We start from the raw sequence: 19,894 nt of genomic DNA on the forward strand, positions 1-19,894 counted from the left end.
GCCGGGGCACCCCCTGAACGGGCCCCGGCGGCACCGAGCGCCCCGGGCCCGCAACGGTGAGTTCAGGAACCGTGAACCGTGGACTCCGAACCATGGGCCGCGGCTCAGGCGGACAGCTCCTCCCGCAGGGCGTCCCGCAACCGTGCCGCACGCTCCGCCACCTCCTCCGGCCCGAGCGAGACCGCCCGCTCCGCCCACCGCTGTCCCTCGGCCAGCTCGCCACGACGCGTGTAGACCAGCGCCAGCCGCAACGCCGCCCGCCCGTGACCGGCGTCGGCCGCCCGCGTCCACCACAGGGCGGCCTCCGGCTCGCTTCCTTCCCGGGCGAGCAGGAGCCCCAGGTTGAACGCGCCGTTCCGTGACCCGGCCTCGGCCGCGGCGCGATACCACCGGGCGGCCTCCACCACGTCGCCCCGGGCGGCGGCCAGCATCCCGACGCGCACCTGCGCACGCCGATGCCCCTGGCTGGCCGCTCGCTCGTACCACTCCTCGCACTCGGTCTTCTCGTGCTGGGCCTCGCCCAGCTCGTGCGCGGACACCGGCGGGCGCCGGGCGTCCAGCACGGCGGCGAGCCGGTACGCGGCCTCGGCGCTGCCGCCCCCGGCCGCGCACCGCAGATGCCGCTCCGCCTCCTGCTCCTCACCCTCGCGCAGCCGCGCCATCCCGACCTGGAGCGCCGCCTCGGTGTGCCCGGCGGCCGCCGCCCGCTCGTACCAGCGCAGGGCGTCGACGTCCTCGCCGCGGCCCGCGTGCAGGATCCCCAGGTTGAAGGCGGCGTCGACGCTGCCCGCCTCGGCCGCCTTGGAGAACCACGGCTCGGCCCCGGTGGCGTCCCTGCCCCGGAGCAGCAGGATGGCCAGCGCGTTCGCGGCCTCCCGGTGCCCGCTGTAGGCCGCCCGCCGGTACCACTGCTCCGCCTGCGCCGTTCGCCCCTGCTCGGCGCAGAGGAGCCCGAGGTTGTAGGCGCCGTTCACGTCCCCGGCGTCCATCGCCGCGCGGTACCAGCGCTCCGCGGTCTGTGTCTCGCCCCGTTCGGCGTGCAGCGCCCCGAGGGCGTTCGCGGCGTTGCCGTCACCGTCCTGGGCGGCGCGCAGCCACCACACGGCGGCGCCGTCGCCGTCCCCGGCGTCGCGCAGCAGGAAGCCGAGCGCGCAGGCGGCCCGTGGCTCGCCGTCCTTGGCCGAGGTCAGGTACCAGTGGCCGGCCTCCTTCAGCTCGCCCCGCTTCTCCAGGATCGTCCCGAGGTGGAGCGCGGCCCGGCGGTGCCCCCGCGCGGCGGCCTGCCGGTACCACTGCTCGGCCTCCCCGGCGGGCCCGACACCGTTGTCGGCGCCGGCCGCCTGCGCGGCGCGCCGGTCGAGCGCCCGGGCCAGCCGGTACGCCGCCTCCCGGTGACCCCGTTCGGCCGCGGCCCGCATCCACTGCTCGGCGGCAGCGTCCCCGCGGTGCTCCAGCAGATCGGCGAGCGCGTAAGCGCCCAGCGCGTGGCCCTGCTCGGCGGACTGCCGCAGCCAGTACTCGGCGGCGGGCTCGTCACCGCGCTCGCGGTGGTGCCGGCCCAGCGCGTGGGCGGCTGCCACCGAACCGGCGACCGCCGCGATCCGCCACCATCCGGCGGCCTCGTCCGCGTACCCGCGCTGGTGGAGCAGGACGCCGAGATTGTTGGCGGCGGCCCGGTCGCCGGCCGACGTGGCGGCCCGCAGGTGCGGTTCCGCTGCGTCGAGGTCGCCTCGACGCAGCAGCATCGCGCCGAGGATGCTCATCGCCTCGACGTCGCCGGCCTCGGCGGCGAGCCGCTGGCGCAGCTCCTCCGCGGCCTGCTCGGCAACCTGCTCGGTGTCGTCGGCCGTCCGCGCGGATGCGTCGAGGGAACCCTTCCGGTCCGTCACCTGACCGGAAGGCTGCACAAATCGCCCTGTCTCGAACAGAGTTGCCTTGTCCCCCATAACGTCCATCGTCGCACCACCTGCAACCTGGGTACACCCGGTGTACCGCAGCCCGTGAGGTCACTTCAGCGTTTTGTCGACATGCCCACAGAGAGATAAGTCAAACACAGATCGGCCAACTCCCCGTCGCGGCACGGCCGTCGTCCGGTCAAGACATGCGTTCGCACACCACGAAGGCCCGGATCCTGTGTGGATCCGGGCCTTCGGCATTCAGTAGCGGGGACAGGATTTGAACCTGCGACCTCTGGGTTATGAGCCCAGCGAGCTACCGAGCTGCTCCACCCCGCGCCGTTGTGTGGCAACCGTACCACGGCTCGGGGTGGACATGGTCAGCTGCTCGTCGGCGTGGGACTGGCGCTGCTGTCCGGGCCTGAGCCCGAAGCGCCGCCCGACGTGTCCGCACTGCCGCCCTTCTCGGCCGCGGCCTGCGCGTCCTCGGCCTGCTTCAGCGCGTCCTGAAGGTCCTTCTGGGCATCGCCGTACGCCTTCCAGTCGCCCTTCTTCAAAGCCTCCTGGCCGGCCTCGAAGGCCTTCTGGGCGTCGTCCAGGGCCTTCCGGACGGTCGGGTTGCTCGACGTCGGGGGCTGGTCGGCCGGGGGCTGGCCGGTACTCTCCTGCGGCGGCTCGGCGGTCGCGCCCTGGGCACCGAAGACCTTGTCGAGTGCCTGGTCGAGCGTGTCCTCGAAGGCAGTGGTGCCTTCGTAGGTCACCAGCACCTTCCGCAGCAGCGGGTACTTGAGTCCACCGCCGCGCACGTAGACCGGCTCGGCGTAGAGCAGGCCCCCGTCGAGCGGCACGGTCAGCAGGTTTCCGTACTCGATCTCCGAGTCGCCGCCTCTGATCAGCCGGACGAACTCGGCGATGTTCTGCTGCGAGTTGGAGTTGAACTGGCTCTGCACCTGCTTGGGGCCGTCGACCGTGGAGCTGGTCGGCACCTTCAGGACTCTGATCTTCCCGTAACCTCCGGTGCCCGCCTCGGAGTCCACCGCCATGAACGCGCTCAGGTTGTCACGGCCGTTCGGCGTGAACGTCGTCGTCAGCGAGAACGCCTGCGCCTTCTGGTCGGGCATCTTCATGCTCAGGTAGTACGGCGGCACCGCATTGCCCGACTTGTTGGTCGGGTCGTCGGGCACCTGCCACACCTCGCTGCCGCTGAGGAAGGTGTCGGCGTCCTGGACGTGGTAGCGGGTGAGCAGTTCGCGCTGCACCTTGAACAGGTCCTGCGGGTAACGGAGATGGGCCATCAGGCCGGGCGAGATGTCGCTCTTGGGGTGCACCGTGCCGGGGAAGGCCTTCATCCAGGTCTTCAGCACCGGGTCCAGGGTGTCCCACTGGTAGAGCCTGACCTCACCGGTGTAGGCGTCGACGGTCGCCTTCACCGAGTTGCGGATGTAGTTGACCTGGTTCTGCTGGGCCACCACCGCGCGGCTGTTGTTGGTCGCGGTGAGCGAGTCGGCGGTCGTGTCCCCGAGCGTGGTCCGCGAGGCGTACGGATAGCCGTTGGTGGTCGTGTACGCGTCGACGATCCACTGGATCCGGTTGCCGACGACCGCCGGGTAGGCGTCGCCGTCGATCGTCAGCCACGGCGCGACCGCCTCGACACGGTCCTTCGGCGTGCGGTTGTACAGGATCCGCGAGCCGTCGCCGATGGCACCGGAGTACATGATCTGCGGCTCGCCGAACGCCACCGCGTAGGCGGCCCGGTTGAACGGGTTGGCGAGGTTGACGCCGCTGTCGCCCTGGTAACTGGTCGTCTTCTCGCCGTTGTTGTCGGAGTAGTCGATCTCCTTCTGGGGGCCGCCGACGATCGAGTACGTCGTCGTCTTCTCCCCGTAGTAGACCCGCTGCTCATAGGTGCCGAGATCGCCCTTGGAGGGCAGGTTGGACTCGGTGAAGACCGGGCGGCCGGGCGAGGTGCCCTCCGTGGCCTCGGTGCCCTTGGCGGCGACCACACCGTAGCCGTGGGTGTAGCGGAAGTGGGTGTTGATCCAGTTCTGCTTGTCGACGCCGGCGAGGTTCAGCTCGCGCAGGCCGATGACGGTGTCCTGGTCCTTGCCGTCCTTGCTGTAGCGGTCGACGTCCAGGTTGTTCGGGAACGCGTAGTACTTCCGCATCTGCTGGAGCTGCTGGAAGGTGGGCGAGACGACGTTGGGATCGATGATGCGCAGACTGGCCGTGGAGTCGACCTGGTCGCGCAGCTTCGTCTTGTCCTTGGTCTTGCTACTGCCCGGGTACTCGCTGACCTGCGTGTCGTCGATGCCGTAGGCCTCGCGCGTCGCCTGGATGTTCTTCTGGACGTAAGGCGCTTCCTTGGCCTGCTCGTTCGGCTGGACCTGGAACTTCTGCACGATCGCCGGGTACAGGCCGCCGATCAGGATGGCGGAGAGCACCATGAGACCGAAGCCGATCACGGGCAGCTGCCAGGTGCGCCGCCACAGGGTGGCGAAGAACAGCAGCGCGCAGATGACCGCGATGCAGAACAGGATCGTCTTGGCCGGCAGATAGGCGTTGGCGTCCACGTAGCGCAGGCCGGTCCAGTTCCCCGCCGCCTTGAAGTCACTGGACTTCACGGCCAGGCCGTACCGGTCGAGCCAGTACGCGACCGCCTTCAGCGCCACGAAGATGCCCAGCAGCACCGACAGGTGGCCGGTCGCCGCGGCCGTGGCCCGGGCGCCCGGAGACGTGATCCTGAGCCCGCCGTAGAGGTAGTGGGTGAGCGCGGCCGCGATCAGCGACAGGATCGCGGTGGCGAAGCCGAAGCCGAGCAGGAAGCGGTACCAGGGCAGGTCGAAGGCGTAGAAGGAGACGTCGAGGTGGAACTGCGGGTCCTTCTTTCCGAAGGGCACGCCGTTGACCCACATCAGCCAGGTCCGCCACTGGCTGGAGGCGGAGGCGCCGGCGATCAGGCCCACCAGGGCGGTGATGCCCAGCAGGAGCCACTTCTTGTACGGCGCGATCCCCATCCGGTAGCGGTCGAGGCTCTGCTGCTCCACCGACATCGCGCTCAGCGGCGGGCGCAGCCGGTGCGCGAGCCAGATGTTGAAGCCGACGGCGAGGGCCATCAGCAGACCGAAGACGAAGAACAGTCCGATCTTGGTCCACAGCGTGGTGGTGAACACGGACGAGTAGTTGACCGACCGGTACCAGAGCCAGTCCGTCCAGAAGCCCGCGAACATGGTGAACACCATGCCGAGGACGGCGAGGACGCCCAGCGTCATCAGCAGGGTCCGGGCACGCCGGGACGGGCGGCCCACTCTGATCCGCGGCCCCGTCGGGCCTCCGCCGCGGTCCGGCATCTGGAAAGCCAAGGTGCGCACCTCGAAGTTCGCTGTCGACTACGTCAGGCCCGCGTGTTCGCCGGCCCCCCTGGGGTCGCGGTGATCGCGAGCCCACACCTATGCAACTTACTCACCGCTTACTCGGTTCCCGATTCCGGCCGGGAACGAGGCAGGATTGTGACCATGTCCAACACTCCCATGGCAGCGAGCCCCCTCACCCGGGCCGTGCTCGAGATCGACGAGTACGCCTCCGGCCTCGGCTGGGACCAGCCCGCTCGCCTCTTCGCCCTCGTAGACACCGCGCAGCTGCGGGCTCAGGAACCCTCGCTCGCCGCCCAGCTCGGCCTGGGGGACGAGCAGGAGACCACCGGCCTCACCCCGATCGAGCAGGACGAGGTGGGAACGGACAGGGCACTCGACGAGTTCCTGGCCACCATCGCCTGGCCCGAAGCGGTGGCCGGCTGCGCGCTCACCGTGGAGCGGCTGATGCTGCCGCCGTCCGCCGAGGCACAGGTTCCCGACGGCCTGAGCGACGGCAAGCTCGCGCGGTGGGTGGCCGAGCACCCCGAGCGTCAGGAGGTCCGCATGACGGTCGCGGTGCTGCGCGACGGCGCCCGCGAGTCGGCCCTGCGGCTGCGGGAGAAGGACTCCCCGACCGAGGTCCTCACCGGACCCGACCTGGTGCCGGGTCTGGCGGAGGCTCTGGCGGCGACGTTCGAGGACTGAGGGACAAAACGCACCGCGCCGCCGGGCCGGTCCCGGCGGCGCGGTGCCGGGCAGGTCAGCCCTTGACCGTGCAGAGGGGCAGGTCGGCGGTGTTCCCGTCGCGGATCTCCTTCAGCGCACCGAGCGCGTCGGAGATGGTGCTCACCCGGACCAGCGTCAGCCCGTCGGGCTTGTCCTTGGCTGCGGAGGAGCAGTTGTCCGCGGGCGTCAGGAAGTAACGGGCGCCCTTGTCGTGCGCCCCCACCGTCTTCATCTCGACGCCACCGATCGGCCCGACCTTGCCGTCGTCGTCGATGGTCCCGGTGCCGGCGACGAACGTGCCGCCGGTCAGGCTGCCGGGCGTGAGCTTGTCGTAGATGCCGAGCGCGAACATCAGGCCGGCGCTCGGCCCGCCGACATCGGCGAGCTTGATGTCGATGGTGAACGGGAAGGTGTGATCGGTTCCCGCGGAGATCCCGACGATCGCCCGCTTCGCCCCTCCGTCGTCGGAGGTCGTCGTGGTGATCGTGACGTCCTGCGTCGCGGTCGCCGGGCGATGCTCCTTCTCGGCGGCGGCCTGCTCCTGGGCGGGCACGATGGTGAACACGACGTCCTGGCCGGGCTCGTGGCGGGTCACCAGCTTCGCGACGTCGGCCGGTTCCTTGACCTCCGTGCCGTCGACCTTCCTGATCACGTCTCCGGCGTGCAGCTTGCCCTCGGACGGGGATCCCTTCACGACCGTCGAGACGATCACCCAGGACTGCACGGGGATGCCGAGCTCCTTCAGGGCGGCGACCTTGGCGCTCTCCTGGGACTGGCTGAACTCCTCGGCGTTCTCCTGGGTGGACTGCTCCTCCGTCTTGCCGTTCGGGTAGAGGGTGTCGTGCGGGACGACCTTGGTGTCGTGCGCCAGCCAGCCGTAGACCGCCTCGACGAGGTTCATCCGGTAGTCCGCGCTGGTCACCCGCACCGTGGTCATGTTGAGATGCCCGTCGGCGGGGTAGGTCCTGCGCCCGGAGATCTGGAGCACCGGCTCACCGTCGTGCTTTCCGAGCGTGTTCACGGTGGGTCCCGGGGACATCTCGGCGTACGGCACTTTGATCAACACCCCCGCGCACAGGAGTGCGATCAGCATCAGGGTGGAGGCGAGCATCGTCGCGGTGCGGCGTGGCATGGCACGACAGTACGGGACGCTTCTGTCGGCGCACCGTCAGGGCCGCACCGGCACGGGCTCAGGTGCGCGAGCGGGGCTTCTCCATGGCCTCGCGGAACCGGGCGTAGCCGTCGAGCTCCGGGCCGTCGCCGCGGACCTTGCGGGTCCGGTTGGCCCAGCTGCCCCACATCCCGGCCCCGACCGCGGCACCGAGCGGAATCAGCAACCAGACGAGCGCCCCCATCCCGACCTCCCGACCCACCACCTGAGCAACCGCAAACGACTGATCAGCAGATTAACCATCCGCAGTGACAACGCTCACGTGAGGGGGAGGGTTACGCAACCGGAGGGCCCGGCGCCGGACGTCAGCAGGCGCCGACCCACTCCTCGGTCCCGTCGGAGAACTTCTGGTGCTTCCAGATCGGCACCTCGTGCTTGAGGTCGTCGATCAGCTTGCGGCAGGCCTCGAAGGCCTCGCCGCGGTGCGGGCACGACACGGCCACGACGACGGCCGGATCCCCGACCGCGAGGTCACCCACACGGTGGACCGCCGCCAGCGCCCGCACCGGGTACTCGGCGACGACCTTCTCGGCGACCCGGCGCATCTCGGCCTCCGCGGACGGGTGGCAGGAGTACCCGAGCGCTTCGACGTCGGCACCCCCGTCGTGGTTGCGGACGGTGCCCACGAACAGCGTGGTCCCCCCGGCCGCGTCGTCCCCGACGGCCCGGAGGACCTCGTCCACGGACAGCGCGCTGTCCCGGACCGCGATCAGCTTGATGGGCTCCTGCGCCGTCCGCTCGCCCGGATGATCAAAGGTGGGTGCCATACCCCCATCGTGCCGCACGCCCGGGAACAGGGGGAATAGCCTCATCGCCCGGCACGCGCACGTGCGGCTTGGAGGTACGTACGGACGGCGCCGGGCGCGGCGGCGGAAGACGGCCCTCGGACGGCGTGGCGGGCGGGGCGCCGCGCCGGGACCCCGGGCGGGCACGGCGGCGGGAGGCGTCGCCGGGTGTCCGGCGCGCGCCCTCCCCCGGCGCCGCACCCCCTCAGACGCGCCGTCGCGCCTTCCGGGCACGCCGCACCACGGCGGCGGCGCCCAGCAGCGCCACCGTCGCCCCGGCCGCCCCCGCCGCCGTCGCGTCCTTCCTGCCCAGCCGCCGCCCGGCCACCGTGTGCCGCCCGGAGACCTCCTCCAGCAGCTCGGCGAGGACCTCCTCGTTGGTCCACCGGGGCCGCCACCCGGCGTCGTGGAGGCGGCTCCCGCTGATCACCCAGGGGTACATCGTGTACGCGAGGTCCCCCGCGGGCGACGGCGTGAGCCCGATCCGGTGCAGCCGGGCCGCAGCACCCAGGGCGACCGCCGAGGGCATCTCCATCCGGCGGATGCCGCTGAACTCCTCGACCTCCTCCTGCTCCAGCCATCCGTCGCAGCCGACGGCGAGCTCCCCCTCGACCTTCTCCAGGACGGCGTACTCCAGCGCACTGCACAGGTCCTCGACGTGGCAGAACTGCCAGGCGGGCCGCGACCCGGCCACGACGAGCAGCCTGGGCGACTCGAAGTACCTGGTCAGGGCGGTGTCCGTGCCGCCGACCAGCACGGCCGGCCGGATCACGGTCACGTTCAGCCCCGGGTGGGCCCGCGGAGCCCGCCGGGCCAGCCGCTCGATCTCCAGCAGGTCGCCGACCCCGGTCGCCTCAGCGGTGGCCCGCAGCTCGGCGTCCTCCGACAGCGGCAGTTCGTTGTCGGGCAGCGCGCCGTAGACCATCGCCGAGGTGCAGAGCACCACGCGGTGCACTCCGGCGGCCGCCGCGGCGGTCAGCACGGTCTGGGTCCCCCGGACGTTGTACGCCGTCCGGGCGGCGGGGTCGGCGCCCAGGTCGAGGTCGAGTGCGAGGTGCACGACGACGTCCGCGCCGCGCAGCTTGTCGGCGATCGCGGGATCCCGCACGTCGAGGATGTGCCATTGCGCCGCCGCGCACTCGCCGCGCCGCTCGTCGATGGCGATGACCTGCTTGATCTCCTCCGAGGCGGCCAGCCGCTCGGTGAGGAGTGCGCCGACTCCGGACGCGGCACCGGTGACCGCGACGACGGGTCCGCGCGGGGCGGAGTGGGTTGACGGGTTTCGCGCTGCGCGAACCTGCGGATCTGGGGAACTCACCGGGCGTCTCCAGCGGTTGTCTTCATACGAGCGCGAGTGACGCGTACGTACCAGGTGGCATCCATCCTGCCGCAGGCCTTCAGCCGGCGAAGCACCGAGGCCCGAACCGCTCTCGGTGTCTACGCTGGGTGGTGTTGTCGGGCAGTCCTGCCGTCGGAGAGAACCGGCGGCCTTACCAGCCGAGGAATCCCGTGAGTGACACCCCATTCGGATTCGGCCTTCCGCCGGAGGAGCCGGAGAACGGCGACGAGGGCAAGGAGAAGGACCAGGACAGCGGTGGTGGTCAGGGACCGGCCAACCCGTTCGGTTTCGGGTCGCCCGGGGCCGGGGGCTTTGGCGGACCCGGCGCCGACAATCCGCTCGCTGCCATGTTCGGTTCGCTGAACCCCAACGATCTGGGCGCCGCGTTCCAGCAGCTGGGCCAGATGCTCTCGTACGAGGGCGGCCCGGTGAACTGGGACATGGCCAAGCAGATCGCCCGCCAGACGGTCTCCCAGGGGACCTCCGGCGGCACCAGGGACGCCAGCGTCGGTCCCGCCGACCGCAAGGCCGTCGAGGACGCCGTCCGCCTGGCGGACCTGTGGCTCGACGATGTGACCGCCCTGCCCTCCGGCGCCGCCTCCGCGGTGGCGTGGAGCCGGGCGGAATGGGTCGAGGCCACCCTGCCCGCCTGGCAGGAGCTGGTCGACCCGGTCGCCGAGCGGGTCGGCGGCGCCATGGGCGACATCCTGCCGGAGGAGATGCAGGCCATGGCCGGCCCGCTGATCGGCATGATGCGCTCGATGGGCGGCGCCATGTTCGGCACGCAGATCGGGCAGGCCGTGGGTGTGCTCGCGGGCGAGGTCGTCGGCTCCTCCGACGTCGGCCTGCCGCTCGGCCCGGCCGGCCGGGCCGCGCTGCTGCCGGTGAACATCGAGGCGTTCGGCAAGGACCTCGGCGTTCCCGGGGAGGAGGTGCGGCTGTACCTGGCCCTGCGCGAGGCCGCCCACCAGCGACTCTTCGCACACGTGCCCTGGCTGCGCTCGCACCTGTTCGGCGCCGTCGAGGGCTACGCGCGCGGGATCAAGGTCGACACCGCCAAGCTGGAGGACGTCGTCGGCCAGTTCGACCCGCAGAACCCGGAGGAGCTGCAGCAGGCACTCCAGCAGGGCATGTTCCAGCCGGAGGACACCCCCGAGCAGAAGGCGGCGCTGGCCCGCCTGGAGACGGCTCTGGCGCTCGTCGAGGGCTGGGTGGACGCCGTGGTCCACGCCGCCGCCAAGCCGCGGCTGTCGTCCGCCGACGCGTTGCGCGAGACACTGCGCCGCCGCCGTGCCAGCGGCGGCCCCGCGGAACAGACGTTCGCCACCCTGATCGGTCTGGAGCTCAGGCCGCGCCGGCTGCGGGACGCCTCCCGCCTGTGGGCGTCGCTGACGGACGCGCGCGGTGTGGACGGCCGAGACGCTCTGTGGGCGCACCCGGACATGCTGCCGACGGCGACCGACCTGGACGACCCGGACGGCTTCGTGCACCGCGAGCACGTCGACTTCTCCGAGCTGGACAAGATGCTCGGCGAAGCTGCGGGCGGCAAGCCGGACCTGACCAAGGACGACGACGTCCGCAAGGGCGACGGCGAGGGGCACGACGACAAGGGCGACGACAAGGGCGACGACAAGGGCGACGGCAGCGAGTGAGCCTCCACGACGACGCGGTCCTCGTGCTGAAGGGCTACGAGGACCAGCCCGGCCTGCGCCAGACCTACCTGGACCATCTCGCGGCCCGTCCGGACGGGCTGTGGAAGGCGTGCGGGGACGGCCACATCACGGCCAGCGCCCTGGTGATCGACCCGCCGCGCGCGCGTGTCCTGCTGACCCTGCACAGGAAGCTGCGCAGGTGGCTCCAGATGGGCGGGCACTGCGAGCCGGGCGACGAGACGCTGGCGCTGGCCGCGCTGCGCGAGGCGACCGAGGAGTCGGGCATCGCCGGGCTGTCCCTGCTGCCCGGCGGTCCGGTGCGCCTGGACCGCCATCACACACCCTGCGCCTGGCACCTCGACGTGCAGTACGCGGCGCTGGCCCCGGCCGGCGCCACGGAGGCGATCAGCGACGAGTCGCTCGACCTGCGCTGGTTCGCGTACGACGAGGTCGCGGACGTGGCGGACGACTCCGTCGTACGGCTGCTGGAAGCGTCCCGCGCCCGCATCTGAGCGCGGGCCGGGGGTGAGCCGGGGGCGCACCGGCGTGCCGGCGCCCACCCCCGGGGGTCACCCCCACGCCGTGCGGTCAGCTCCAGACGTTGCCCTGGTTGTGCCCGCGGGCGCCGTGCTGCCCCATGCCGTACTGGGCGGCGATGCCCTGGCCGATCACCGCGTTCTGCGGCGGCAGCAGCTCGCTGGGCTGGACGAGCGCGAACCCGGTGCCCATGAAGCTGAGCTCCCAGCCCTCCCCGGTGCTGCCGCGCCGGCGCCACACGCCGGAGGAGTGCGTCTGGGCCTGCATCTGCACCCGCAGACCGGTGGACCAGGCGACGATGGCGTCGGCGTCGCAGTTGACGTACCTGTCCGGCGTGACCTGCATCATCAGGGGCATGCCGGAGGTCATCAGGGCAACCTTGCCGCGCCCGGTGATGTTGAGCTGGTACTTGCCGGACCCGGAGATCCCGTACTGGCTGTCGACGGCGATGACCTCGTGGTGCAGGGAGGAGTCCATCGCCAGGACGTAGCTGCTGTCGACCGTCAGGCCGTCCTGCTCGACGTCCATCAGGTGGACGTGCTGGGCGAGGTTGGCGAGGTAGACGATGCCCTGCCCGTGGCAGCGCATCAGATCCAGTCCCTCACCGGTGTACGCACGTGCGTGTGACTGCTGGTTGCTCTGGTACTCGGCGTCGAACTCGACGAGTCCCTGGTAGGCGACCATGGTGCCCTTGCGGGCGAGGATGTCGTCGTGACCCTCCAGGGTGACCCGGAGCATCTGCTTGTTCTGCAGGCCCCAGCGGTCCTGGGTCTGCTGGTCGTTGTAGGCGAAAAGCGGGCTCTGCATGGCGTTGTGGCTCCCCCTCAGCCCCGGATCCGGAGGCGGTCGGTGCTGTCCTCACTGGGCTGGACGACGACGATGCCCTGGCCGGAGAAGGCCATCTGGTAGGCCTCGCCGCTGCCCCGGCCGATCAGCGACTGGGCCTTGAAACTGCGCTTGCCCTTCACCTTCAGGTTCGGGGACCAGGCGACCAGCGCGTCCGGGTCGACGTACGTCTCGTCCTCGCCGCCGCCGCAATCGACGACGATCGGCTTGCCCCGGGAGGTCAACGCGACCCAGCCCTGCCCGGAGATCCTGGTGTTCCACAGACCCTGCCCGGCGAACTTCGCCAGGCCCTTGACGCGCTCGACACCCCACTGCAGATGGGCGTCGAAGGCGAGGAGGTTGGTGGCGTTGACGGAGATGCCGTCGCCGTTGAGGTTGATGACGACGACGTTCGCTCCGTAGTCGGCGAGATAGAGCAGCCCGTCGCCGGAGCACTTCATCAGGGGGGCGCCCTCGCCGGTGATCCAGTCGCGGGCGATCTGGCGCACGGCGGAGGGATTGGGCTCGTACTGGATGAAGCCCTCGTAGGCGACCATCGACCCCACGCGCGCGAAGAGGTCCTGTCCGGTCTGCAGGGCTACCTTCAGCATGTGGTCGCCGTGGTTCTCCATGCGGGCGGCGACGGGTGCGGGGGCGTGGCCCGCGAGCGGCTGGTTCATGACGGGCTCCCTCAGACCTCGAACGGCTGGACGACGATGAAATTGCCGGGCGCGCCACGGAACTGGAGGTTGACGCTCTCCCCGCTGTCGCCCGGGTAGGCGTTGCGGCGCATGCGCACCTGGCTGGAGACGATCGCCTGGGAGGCGGCAGACCAGGCGACCACGGCGTTGCAGTCGGCGAACGTGGTGGGCGTGACCGGCAGCACGACGGGGGTGCCGTGGGTCTTCACGACGATGGTGCCGACGCCGCTGAACTGCATGGTGAACAGGGCACCACCGGGGATGCCGTGGCCCTCGATGCGCCGGACCTCGTACTGCAGGCTCTCGTCGAAGGCGAGGACGCTCTCGGCGGATACGCAGATCGCGTCGCCCTGGAGCTCGATCGGGTGCAGGTGGGTGGCCTCCTCCGCGAGGAACACCTGCCCCTGCCCGGTGCAGCGCATCAGCTGCATCTCCTGGCCGGTGGTGTTGCCCACGAGCCGGCCGGCGAAGCCCGCGCCCTTGTAGCTGAAGTCGACCTTGCCCTGGTAGAGCACCATGCTGCCCTGCCGGGCCAGTACGGGCTGGCCGCCGATGCCGAGGTCGACGCGGACGAGCTTCTTGTTCTGCTGCGTCCAGCGCTGCCCGGCGGGCGACTCCTTGAACTGCTGGAGCGCCGCGGTCACACCGGGCCCCGGGGGAGCGCCCTGCGGGCCTCCGTGGGGGGCGGCGGCCTGCTGGCCCGGGATCTGCCCGTAGGGCTGCTGGCCGTAGCCGGGAGGCGGCGCCGGGGCCTGCGACGCCTGTGTCCGGCCGTAGCCGGGTGGCATGGTCGCCTGCCCCGGGTGCGGGCCGTGCGGGGGCTGCGGCCCGCCGTACGGAGCGGGCGGGGCCGGGGGCGGCGGGACCGTGCCGCTCGGCGGCGTCAGGGGCGCGACGATGGTGGGCTGAGCGTGCAGGGACGGTGCCGGCGCGGGGCTCGGGGGCTGCGTGGCACCGGCCGGGGGCGCATAGCCCTGCGGGGCGGGAGCCGGGGCGGGGGCGGCAGGGGCCGGGGCGGGCGCCGGGGTCGACGGGACGCCGAACGCGGGCGGCGCGGCGGGCTGGGCGGCCGGGGGCGCGAAACCCGGGGCGGCGGAGGACTGCGGCTCCTGCGGTGCCGCCGGAGCCTCCTCCTCCAGGACTTCGCCGCCGAAGTTCTTCAGCAGCGCTTCCAGGCCGCCGTCGAAGCCCTGCCCGACGGCCGCGAACCGCCACACGTCCTTCAGGTAGAAGTCACCCAGCATCACGGCCCGCTCGGTGGAGAACTCGGCGCCGCTGAAGGCGTAGCGGGCCACCTCCTCGCCGCCGGCGACGATGCGGATGTATCCGGGGGCGATCTGCGACATCTGCCCGGCGCCGTCGACGGTGGCCGTGAAGGACAGCTTGTGGATCTGCGGCGGGATCCGGTCCAGGGTGACCCGGAAGGACTCCGTGTCACCCGCCTGGGCGCCCAGCAGCTGGACGGCCTCCTCGGGGGACTTCGGCTGGTTGTAGAAGATGAAGTACCGGTCGTCCGAGAGCCGTTCGCCGGCGTCCAGGCCGAAGCAGCTGATGTCGAAGTTCAGTCCGGGGGCGGAGATCTGCACGCCTACGTACAGATCGGTGCCCGCGGTGAGGTCACTGATCCTGGCCTTGTGGCCGCGTTGGAATTCCCTGGCCATGCGTTACGACCGTTCCCCATCCCGAATGCGAGTGCGTCGCGCCAGGCTAACGGCAAACTCGGACACCGGACGATGCCGGTACACACCCGCTACACAACCCTTGCCCGGTCGTGGCGGAGGGTTCGGCGGGCGTGGCGGGTCCGGCGGGCGTGGCGGGTCCGGTGGGCGTGGCGGGTCCGGTGGGCGTCACTCGCCGCGCGCGCCGGGCACATGGGGCAGCCGCTCGGCGGCCACCACGCCTTCGAGGTAGCCACGGGCCCGTTCGGTGCGCGGGTACCCCTCCAGCAGCCGCCAGAAGCGGGGGCCGTGACCGGGCACGAGCAGATGGGCCAGTTCGTGGAGGAGGACGTAGTCCACGACGTACTCGGGCATGCCCTGCAGCCGGTGGGACAGCCGGATACTGCCTTCGGCGGGGGTGCACGAACCCCAGCGCGTGTTCTGGTTGGTGACCCAGCGCACCGAGACGGGGCGGGCCCGGCCGCCGAAGTACTGTTCCGACAGCCGCAGCGCCCGCTCGGCCAGCTCGCCGTCGCCGAGGGCCCGCTTGCTCTCCTGGGCGGCCAGCTTGTCCAGCATGACGGTCACCCAGCGCTGCTCCTCCGCCTCCGACATGCGGGCCGGAATGAGCACGACCGTGCGATCGCCCTCCCGGTACGCGGAGACGGTCCGGCGTCGACGGGCACTCCGGCGCACCTCGATCGCGCCCGCTCCCGAGCCGCTCGGCGGATGGCTCGTCGTACTGCGCTGTGACGTTCCGGCGCGGTGCAGTGGGTCGGCGGACACGCCCCGACCGTACCCGCTGCGCCGGGGGGAAGTCCCGGCTCCGGGACGGTTCGCTTCGTATCCCCCACCGCTCGCCGGATTTGTACGACCGATTTGTACGATGAACTCCCTTGCCTGTGGAAAACCTCCGCGCCCGCTCCGGCAGTCGGGGCATGCTGGCTTACGTCGGTGGAGCGGGGACGCCCCCACGCCCCCGCTCCACCGGCACCCGGGAGCGGGGACGATCCGTGACTCCCGGCGCACACGACCCTTCTCGGGCTACGGGGGCCTGTCATGCATCCAGTGGTGAAGCCCGCGCTGCGGCGCGGCTGGCGCGACCTCAACACCGTGCAGTTCGGGATGACTCCGGCGCACGCGGTGACGCTCGCTCCGATGGACACGGCGACGGGCAGTTTCCTGGAACTGCTCAACGGCACCCGCGGGCTGCCGCTCCTGCGGGAGGAGGCCCGCCGGATGGACCTGCCCGACGGGCATGCCGACCTGCTCGTGGAGCGGCTGGCCCGGTCCGGGCTGCTGGACGACGCGCGCGGCGGCGGCCCTGCCGCCGGCGCCCTGCGCGACAGAAAGGACGCCCTCGACCGGCTGCGTCCGGATCTGGCCTCCCTGTCCGTCACGACTCCGGAGGCGGGCGACGCGATCCGCCGGCTGGCGGCGCGCCGCGCGCTGCGCGTGCAGGTGCGCGGCGCGGGCCGGGTCGGAGCCGTCCTGGCCTCGTTGCTGTCGGGCGCGGGGGTCGGCGAGGTCGACGTGTGCGACGGCGGCCAGGTCGAGCCATGGGACGTCGCGCCGGGCGGACTGCCCGCCGACGCCGTGGGCGAGCGCCGCGACGAGGCCGCCCGGCGGTCGGTGCGACGCGCCGCACCGGACCGGCCACCGCGCCGCACCCCGGGCGCCCGGGCCGGGGGCGACGAGCCGGGCTTCTCCCTGGTGGTCCTCGCACCGCGGGACGACGTGGCCGTCCATGCCCCGGCCCCGGCCGCCGCCGACCACCTCGTCTCCTCCGGCACGCCGCACCTGTACGCGGGCGTGGTGGAGGCGACCGGTATGGTCGGGCCACTCGTCCTCCCCGGCGAGACCGGCTGCGCCGGCTGCCTGGACCGCACGCGGTCCGATCGGGACCCGGCCTGGCCGCGCCTGGTCACCCAGTGGCGCTCGGGGCGGCGGCGGCAGGTACGCGCGTGCGACCTCGCGCTGGCGACGACCGTGGCCGGCCTGGCCGCCGCGCACGCGCTCGCCGTCCTCGACGGCCGCCTGCCCTCCAGCGCGGGCAGTCGTTGGGAGGTCTCTCTTCCGGGTCTGCAGTGGCGCGCCCGGCCGGTGCGGGCGCATCCGGCGTGCCCGTGCCGGGCGGCGGAGCGGGACAGAGAGAAACGCGCCCCCGAGGACGGGGCGCCGCACGAGACAATGGGTGGGCAACGGTCGTCGACGGCGATGGGTCGTAGGTCACGCGTGGCGCGGCCGGCTGGGACTTGGAGGGCGCATGTCTGATCTTCCCCGCAAGGCGGTCACCCGGACCGCCAAGCTCGCCGCACTCCCGCTCGGCTTCGCCGGCCGGGCGACCTGGGGGCTGGGCAAGCGGATCGTGGGCGAGTCCGCGGAGATCGTCGGCCGCGAGCTGCAGCAGCGCACGGCGGAGCAGCTCTTCAAGGTGCTCGGTGAGCTGAAGGGCGGGGCGATGAAGTTCGGGCAGGCACTGTCCGTCTTCGAATCGGCCCTGCCGGAGGAGATCGCCGGCCCGTACCGGGCCGCGCTGACCAAGTTGCAGGAGGCGGCACCCCCGATGCCGACGCGCACGGTGCACACGGTGCTCCGGGAGCGGCTGGGCGAGGGGTGGCAGGAGCTGTTCCTGGAGTTCGAGGACAAGCCGGCCGCTGCGGCCTCCATCGGTCAGGTACACCGGGGCGTGTGGCACGACGGCCGGGAGGTCGCGGTCAAGGTCCAGTATCCGGGCGCCGGCGAAGCCCTGCTGTCCGACCTGAACCAATTGAGCCGCTTTGCCCGACTGCTGGGTCCACTCATCCCCGGCATGGACGTCAAACCCCTGATCGCCGAACTCCGCGACCGTGTGTCGGAGGAACTCGACTACGGACTGGAGGCCCGGGCCCAGCAGGCGCACGCGGAGGAGTTCACGGGGGACCCGGATGTCCTGGTGCCGGCCGTGGTCCACCAGTGCGAACAGGTCCTGATCACGGAATGGATCGACGGCATACCACTGTCGGAGATCATCGCCGACGGCACTCCGGAGCAGCGCGACCGCGCCGGACAGCTCCTGGCCCGCTTCCTCTTCTCCGGCCCCGCCCGCACCGGCCTGTTGCACGCCGACCCGCACCCGGGCAACTTCCGGCTCCTGCCGGGCGGCCCGGCGGGCGAGGACGACTGGCGGCTCGGCGTCCTGGACTTCGGCACGGTGGACCGTCTCCCGGGCGGCCTGCCCACCCCGATCGGCGAGTCCCTCCGTATGACGCTGGACGGGGAGGCCGAGTCGGTCTACGAGCTGCTGTGCGCCGAGGGCTTCGTGAAGGAGTCCATCGACCTCGACCCGGACGCGGTTCTCGACTACCTCCTGCCGATCATCGAACCCGCCCAGGTGGAGGCGTTCACCTTCACCCGCACCTGGATGCGCAGCCAGGCAACCCGCATCGCCGACCCCCGCTCGCCCGCCTACGAACTCGGCAAGCGGCTGAACCTGCCGCCCGCCTATCTGCTGATCCACCGGGTGACCCTGAGCACCATCGGTGTGCTGTGCCAGCTCGGTTCGACGGTCCGCCTGCGCGAGGAGTTGGAGGAGTGGCTGCCGGGCTTCGGGACGGACGAGGAGTTCGGGGAGGAGCCGGCGGTGGAGGCGTGAGCGGCCGGGCCGGTCCCGGCGCTACCACCAGGCCGAGTCCAGCCGGCTCTCGATCGCTCTGAGGTGCTCGCGGGAACAGGCGTCGCAGAAGTAGCGGCGTGTTCCGTTCTCGACGGAACAGGTCCACGTCGGCTGCGGGGATCGGGCCTCGGTGCCGCAGCGAGCGCAGACGAGACGCAGCCGAGGCCCGCCGCCGCCGACGCCACTGCCTCCGGAAGGACTCCTCACCCGGCGACGATAACGCCGCCGGCGTCGGATCGCCGCTCACAACGCACCGCGGGGGCCGGTCCGTTCGCCTGGACCGGCCCCCGCGGGGAGCTTGCCTCTCCCGTTCCCGGGAGGTCACCGCTTCACAGTGGCTACTGCATCACGGCCATGGCGAGCGCCCGGCGAGCGCGCAGCGACGCGCGCTCCGCTCGGCGCTGCATCCGGCGGGCAGCCGCCAGGCGCAGGGCCCGGCGCTCCCGCTCAGCCTCGTGCAGGCGGTGCTGCATATGCGCACGCGCCAAGGCTTCTTGGATGAGTTGCATCTCTCGGGTCCTGTTCTGACGCGAGTCGGTCGCGCCGGTGGTGGTGACGTCTTCGATCACGGAGCTGGTGGGCTCGCTGGTGGACGGCTTCATCGGGGCCTGCTTCTTGGGGTCGTGCGTGAGGGGGCGGTCGATCGTTCCTGCGGTGTTCATGCCGTGACCGGGTTCTTGCGCGGGCGGCCACGGGGCCGCTTCCGGGCGACGACGACGCCCTGGACGAACAGTTCGCCACCCCAGACGCCCCAGGGCTCACGCCGCTCCTTGGCGCCGGCGAGGCAGGCCTCCACCAGCGGGCAGGTGCGGCAGAGGGACTTGGCGTACTCCACGTCCGCGGGCGACTCGGCGAAGAAGACCTCCGGGTCGTAGGAGCGGCACGGGACGGGTACGCCGAGGTTCTCGATGGCGTCGTCGAGCGCGGTGAGCGCGGTGAGCGGGGTCAAGGCGGGGTCCTCCGTGAGGCCAGGCTTGGGGATCGTGTCGGAAGGCGGTACGGACGGGGCGTGCGCTTCGAGTTGCACGGGGTGTCTTCCTCGTCTGGGGTCGTTCCGGTCCGGTGGGACCGGGTGTCGGCTGGTACCGGGTTCTTTTCTGCCCCGAGGCCCCTTCGCTCCGTTCTCCCCGTTCGGGGAAAACAGAAGGGCCGCGGATCCCGGATGGGGTTCCGCGGCCCTGAAGGCGCCGGCCTGATCAGCGATCAGGCTGGATCACTCCAGGGTTCTGGCCCACGGAAGGCCCACATCAGGTGGTGCTGCTTCGTCTGCTCCCGGAATCCGGCACCGGCCGCCGTAAAGGCATAGGCATGCGCCAGTGCTTCTACTGCTTCCAGTGCCTTGGCCGGTCGCTCATTGCGCTCACAGATGGGAAGACCGGTGAGGGCAGCGGAGGACGCCGGACGGACGGCACGAATGCCGGACAGACCGGTGCCCAGGCCGGAGGCGCCGAGCATGCACGTGGAGACGGCCGAGCGATCGGTCATTTTGACCGTGCTGGTGAAGCTGGTGTTGATGCTGATCACTGGACTCGCCTCCTCTCGGCGTCTCATGGACTGGTGACCCAGCCCGGCGGATATGCAAGTACAACACGGAATCGGG

General features: G+C 71.6%; 18 protein-coding genes and 1 tRNA gene. 5 read left to right on the forward strand and 14 right to left on the reverse strand.

Annotated features, from left to right (window positions below; all coding sequences use genetic code 11):
• Positions 1-104: 104 nt before the first annotated feature.
• From I3F54_RS12730 to I3F54_RS12740, 3 genes are all read right to left on the reverse strand, one after another.
• On the reverse strand, positions 105-1,955 hold the full coding sequence (locus I3F54_RS12730) for a tetratricopeptide repeat protein (protein ID WP_240118815.1): 1,851 nt from the start codon (positions 1,953-1,955) through the stop codon (positions 105-107).
• A 205-nt stretch (positions 1,956-2,160) separates the two neighbouring features.
• A tRNA-Met gene (locus tag I3F54_RS12735) sits at positions 2,161-2,234 on the reverse strand.
• A 41-nt stretch (positions 2,235-2,275) separates the two neighbouring features.
• Positions 2,276-5,242, reverse strand: coding sequence for a UPF0182 family protein (locus I3F54_RS12740; protein WP_240118887.1), 2,967 nt, complete (start codon positions 5,240-5,242; stop codon positions 2,276-2,278).
• A gap of 165 nt (positions 5,243-5,407) precedes the next feature.
• Between I3F54_RS12740 and I3F54_RS12745 the strand changes: the two genes are divergently transcribed.
• Complete coding sequence (locus I3F54_RS12745; protein WP_240118816.1) at positions 5,408-5,950, forward strand: PPA1309 family protein; 543 nt, start codon at positions 5,408-5,410, stop codon at positions 5,948-5,950.
• A gap of 55 nt (positions 5,951-6,005) precedes the next feature.
• Here I3F54_RS12745 and I3F54_RS12750 read toward each other — a convergent pair whose 3' ends face one another.
• The 4 genes from I3F54_RS12750 to I3F54_RS12765 all read right to left on the reverse strand — a co-directional run bounded on the left by I3F54_RS12750 (position 6,006) and on the right by I3F54_RS12765 (position 9,245).
• Complete coding sequence (locus I3F54_RS12750) at positions 6,006-7,103, reverse strand: PDZ domain-containing protein (protein ID WP_240118817.1); 1,098 nt, start codon at positions 7,101-7,103, stop codon at positions 6,006-6,008.
• 58 nt (positions 7,104-7,161) lie between these two features.
• Positions 7,162-7,326: a hypothetical protein gene (locus I3F54_RS12755; RefSeq protein WP_240118818.1), complete on the reverse strand. Its 165-nt coding sequence runs from the start codon at positions 7,324-7,326 to the stop codon at positions 7,162-7,164.
• Positions 7,327-7,447: 121 nt separating this feature from the next.
• Positions 7,448-7,909 carry a molybdenum cofactor biosynthesis protein MoaE gene (locus tag I3F54_RS12760; protein WP_240118819.1) on the reverse strand — a complete coding sequence of 154 codons (462 nt, stop codon included), beginning with the start codon at positions 7,907-7,909 and terminating at the stop codon, positions 7,448-7,450.
• A gap of 223 nt (positions 7,910-8,132) precedes the next feature.
• Positions 8,133-9,245: an SDR family oxidoreductase gene (locus I3F54_RS12765; protein ID WP_240118820.1), complete on the reverse strand. Its 1,113-nt coding sequence runs from the start codon at positions 9,243-9,245 to the stop codon at positions 8,133-8,135.
• 191 nt (positions 9,246-9,436) lie between these two features.
• Here I3F54_RS12765 and I3F54_RS12770 point away from each other — a divergent pair, with 191 nt between their 5' ends.
• A complete protein-coding gene (locus I3F54_RS12770; RefSeq protein ID WP_240118821.1) occupies positions 9,437-10,918 on the forward strand; it encodes a zinc-dependent metalloprotease in 1,482 nt (493 codons plus the stop codon).
• Entirely contained in the window at positions 10,915-11,430 is a 516-nt protein-coding gene (locus I3F54_RS12775) for an NUDIX hydrolase (protein WP_240118822.1), read from the forward strand. Before I3F54_RS12770 ends, I3F54_RS12775 begins: the two co-directional genes overlap by 4 nt.
• A 76-nt stretch (positions 11,431-11,506) precedes the next feature.
• On the opposite strand, the gene I3F54_RS12780 is transcribed toward I3F54_RS12775, so the two are convergent.
• The 4 genes from I3F54_RS12780 to I3F54_RS12795 form a co-directional block, all read right to left on the reverse strand.
• Complete coding sequence (locus I3F54_RS12780) at positions 11,507-12,262, reverse strand: AIM24 family protein (RefSeq protein ID WP_240118823.1); 756 nt, start codon at positions 12,260-12,262, stop codon at positions 11,507-11,509.
• A gap of 17 nt (positions 12,263-12,279) precedes the next feature.
• Positions 12,280-12,960, reverse strand: a complete 681-nt coding sequence (locus tag I3F54_RS12785; protein WP_240118824.1) for an AIM24 family protein — start codon at positions 12,958-12,960, stop codon at positions 12,280-12,282.
• Between the two features lie 11 nt (positions 12,961-12,971).
• Positions 12,972-14,642 (reverse strand): TerD family protein, encoded by a 1,671-nt coding sequence (locus I3F54_RS12790; RefSeq protein WP_240118825.1) that lies wholly within the window; start codon positions 14,640-14,642, stop codon positions 12,972-12,974.
• A gap of 186 nt (positions 14,643-14,828) precedes the next feature.
• A complete protein-coding gene (locus I3F54_RS12795) occupies positions 14,829-15,425 on the reverse strand; it encodes a M48 family metallopeptidase (protein ID WP_240118826.1) in 597 nt (198 codons plus the stop codon).
• 273 nt (positions 15,426-15,698) lie between these two features.
• Between I3F54_RS12795 and I3F54_RS12800 the strand changes: the two genes are divergently transcribed.
• On the forward strand, positions 15,699-16,913 hold the full coding sequence (locus tag I3F54_RS12800; protein ID WP_240118827.1) for a TOMM precursor leader peptide-binding protein: 1,215 nt from the start codon (positions 15,699-15,701) through the stop codon (positions 16,911-16,913).
• Positions 16,906-18,273: an AarF/ABC1/UbiB kinase family protein gene (locus tag I3F54_RS12805; RefSeq protein ID WP_240118828.1), complete on the forward strand. Its 1,368-nt coding sequence runs from the start codon at positions 16,906-16,908 to the stop codon at positions 18,271-18,273. Before I3F54_RS12800 ends, I3F54_RS12805 begins: the two co-directional genes overlap by 8 nt.
• A 359-nt stretch (positions 18,274-18,632) precedes the next feature.
• Here I3F54_RS12805 and I3F54_RS12810 read toward each other — a convergent pair whose 3' ends face one another.
• The 3 genes from I3F54_RS12810 to I3F54_RS12820 all read right to left on the reverse strand — a co-directional run bounded on the left by I3F54_RS12810 (position 18,633) and on the right by I3F54_RS12820 (position 19,818).
• Complete coding sequence (locus tag I3F54_RS12810) at positions 18,633-18,956, reverse strand: hypothetical protein (RefSeq protein WP_240118829.1); 324 nt, start codon at positions 18,954-18,956, stop codon at positions 18,633-18,635.
• Positions 18,953-19,321 carry a WhiB family transcriptional regulator gene (locus tag I3F54_RS12815; protein ID WP_100568176.1) on the reverse strand — a complete coding sequence of 123 codons (369 nt, stop codon included), beginning with the start codon at positions 19,319-19,321 and terminating at the stop codon, positions 18,953-18,955. The genes I3F54_RS12810 and I3F54_RS12815 overlap by 4 nt, the downstream gene beginning before the upstream one ends.
• Before the next feature lie 176 nt (positions 19,322-19,497).
• Positions 19,498-19,818: a hypothetical protein gene (locus tag I3F54_RS12820; RefSeq protein ID WP_240118830.1), complete on the reverse strand. Its 321-nt coding sequence runs from the start codon at positions 19,816-19,818 to the stop codon at positions 19,498-19,500.
• Positions 19,819-19,894: the final 76 nt, after the last annotated feature.

Origin of the sequence: Streptomyces sp. MUM 2J (assembly GCF_022414535.1) — a bacterium.
GTDB lineage: Bacteria > Actinomycetota > Actinomycetes > Streptomycetales > Streptomycetaceae > Streptomyces.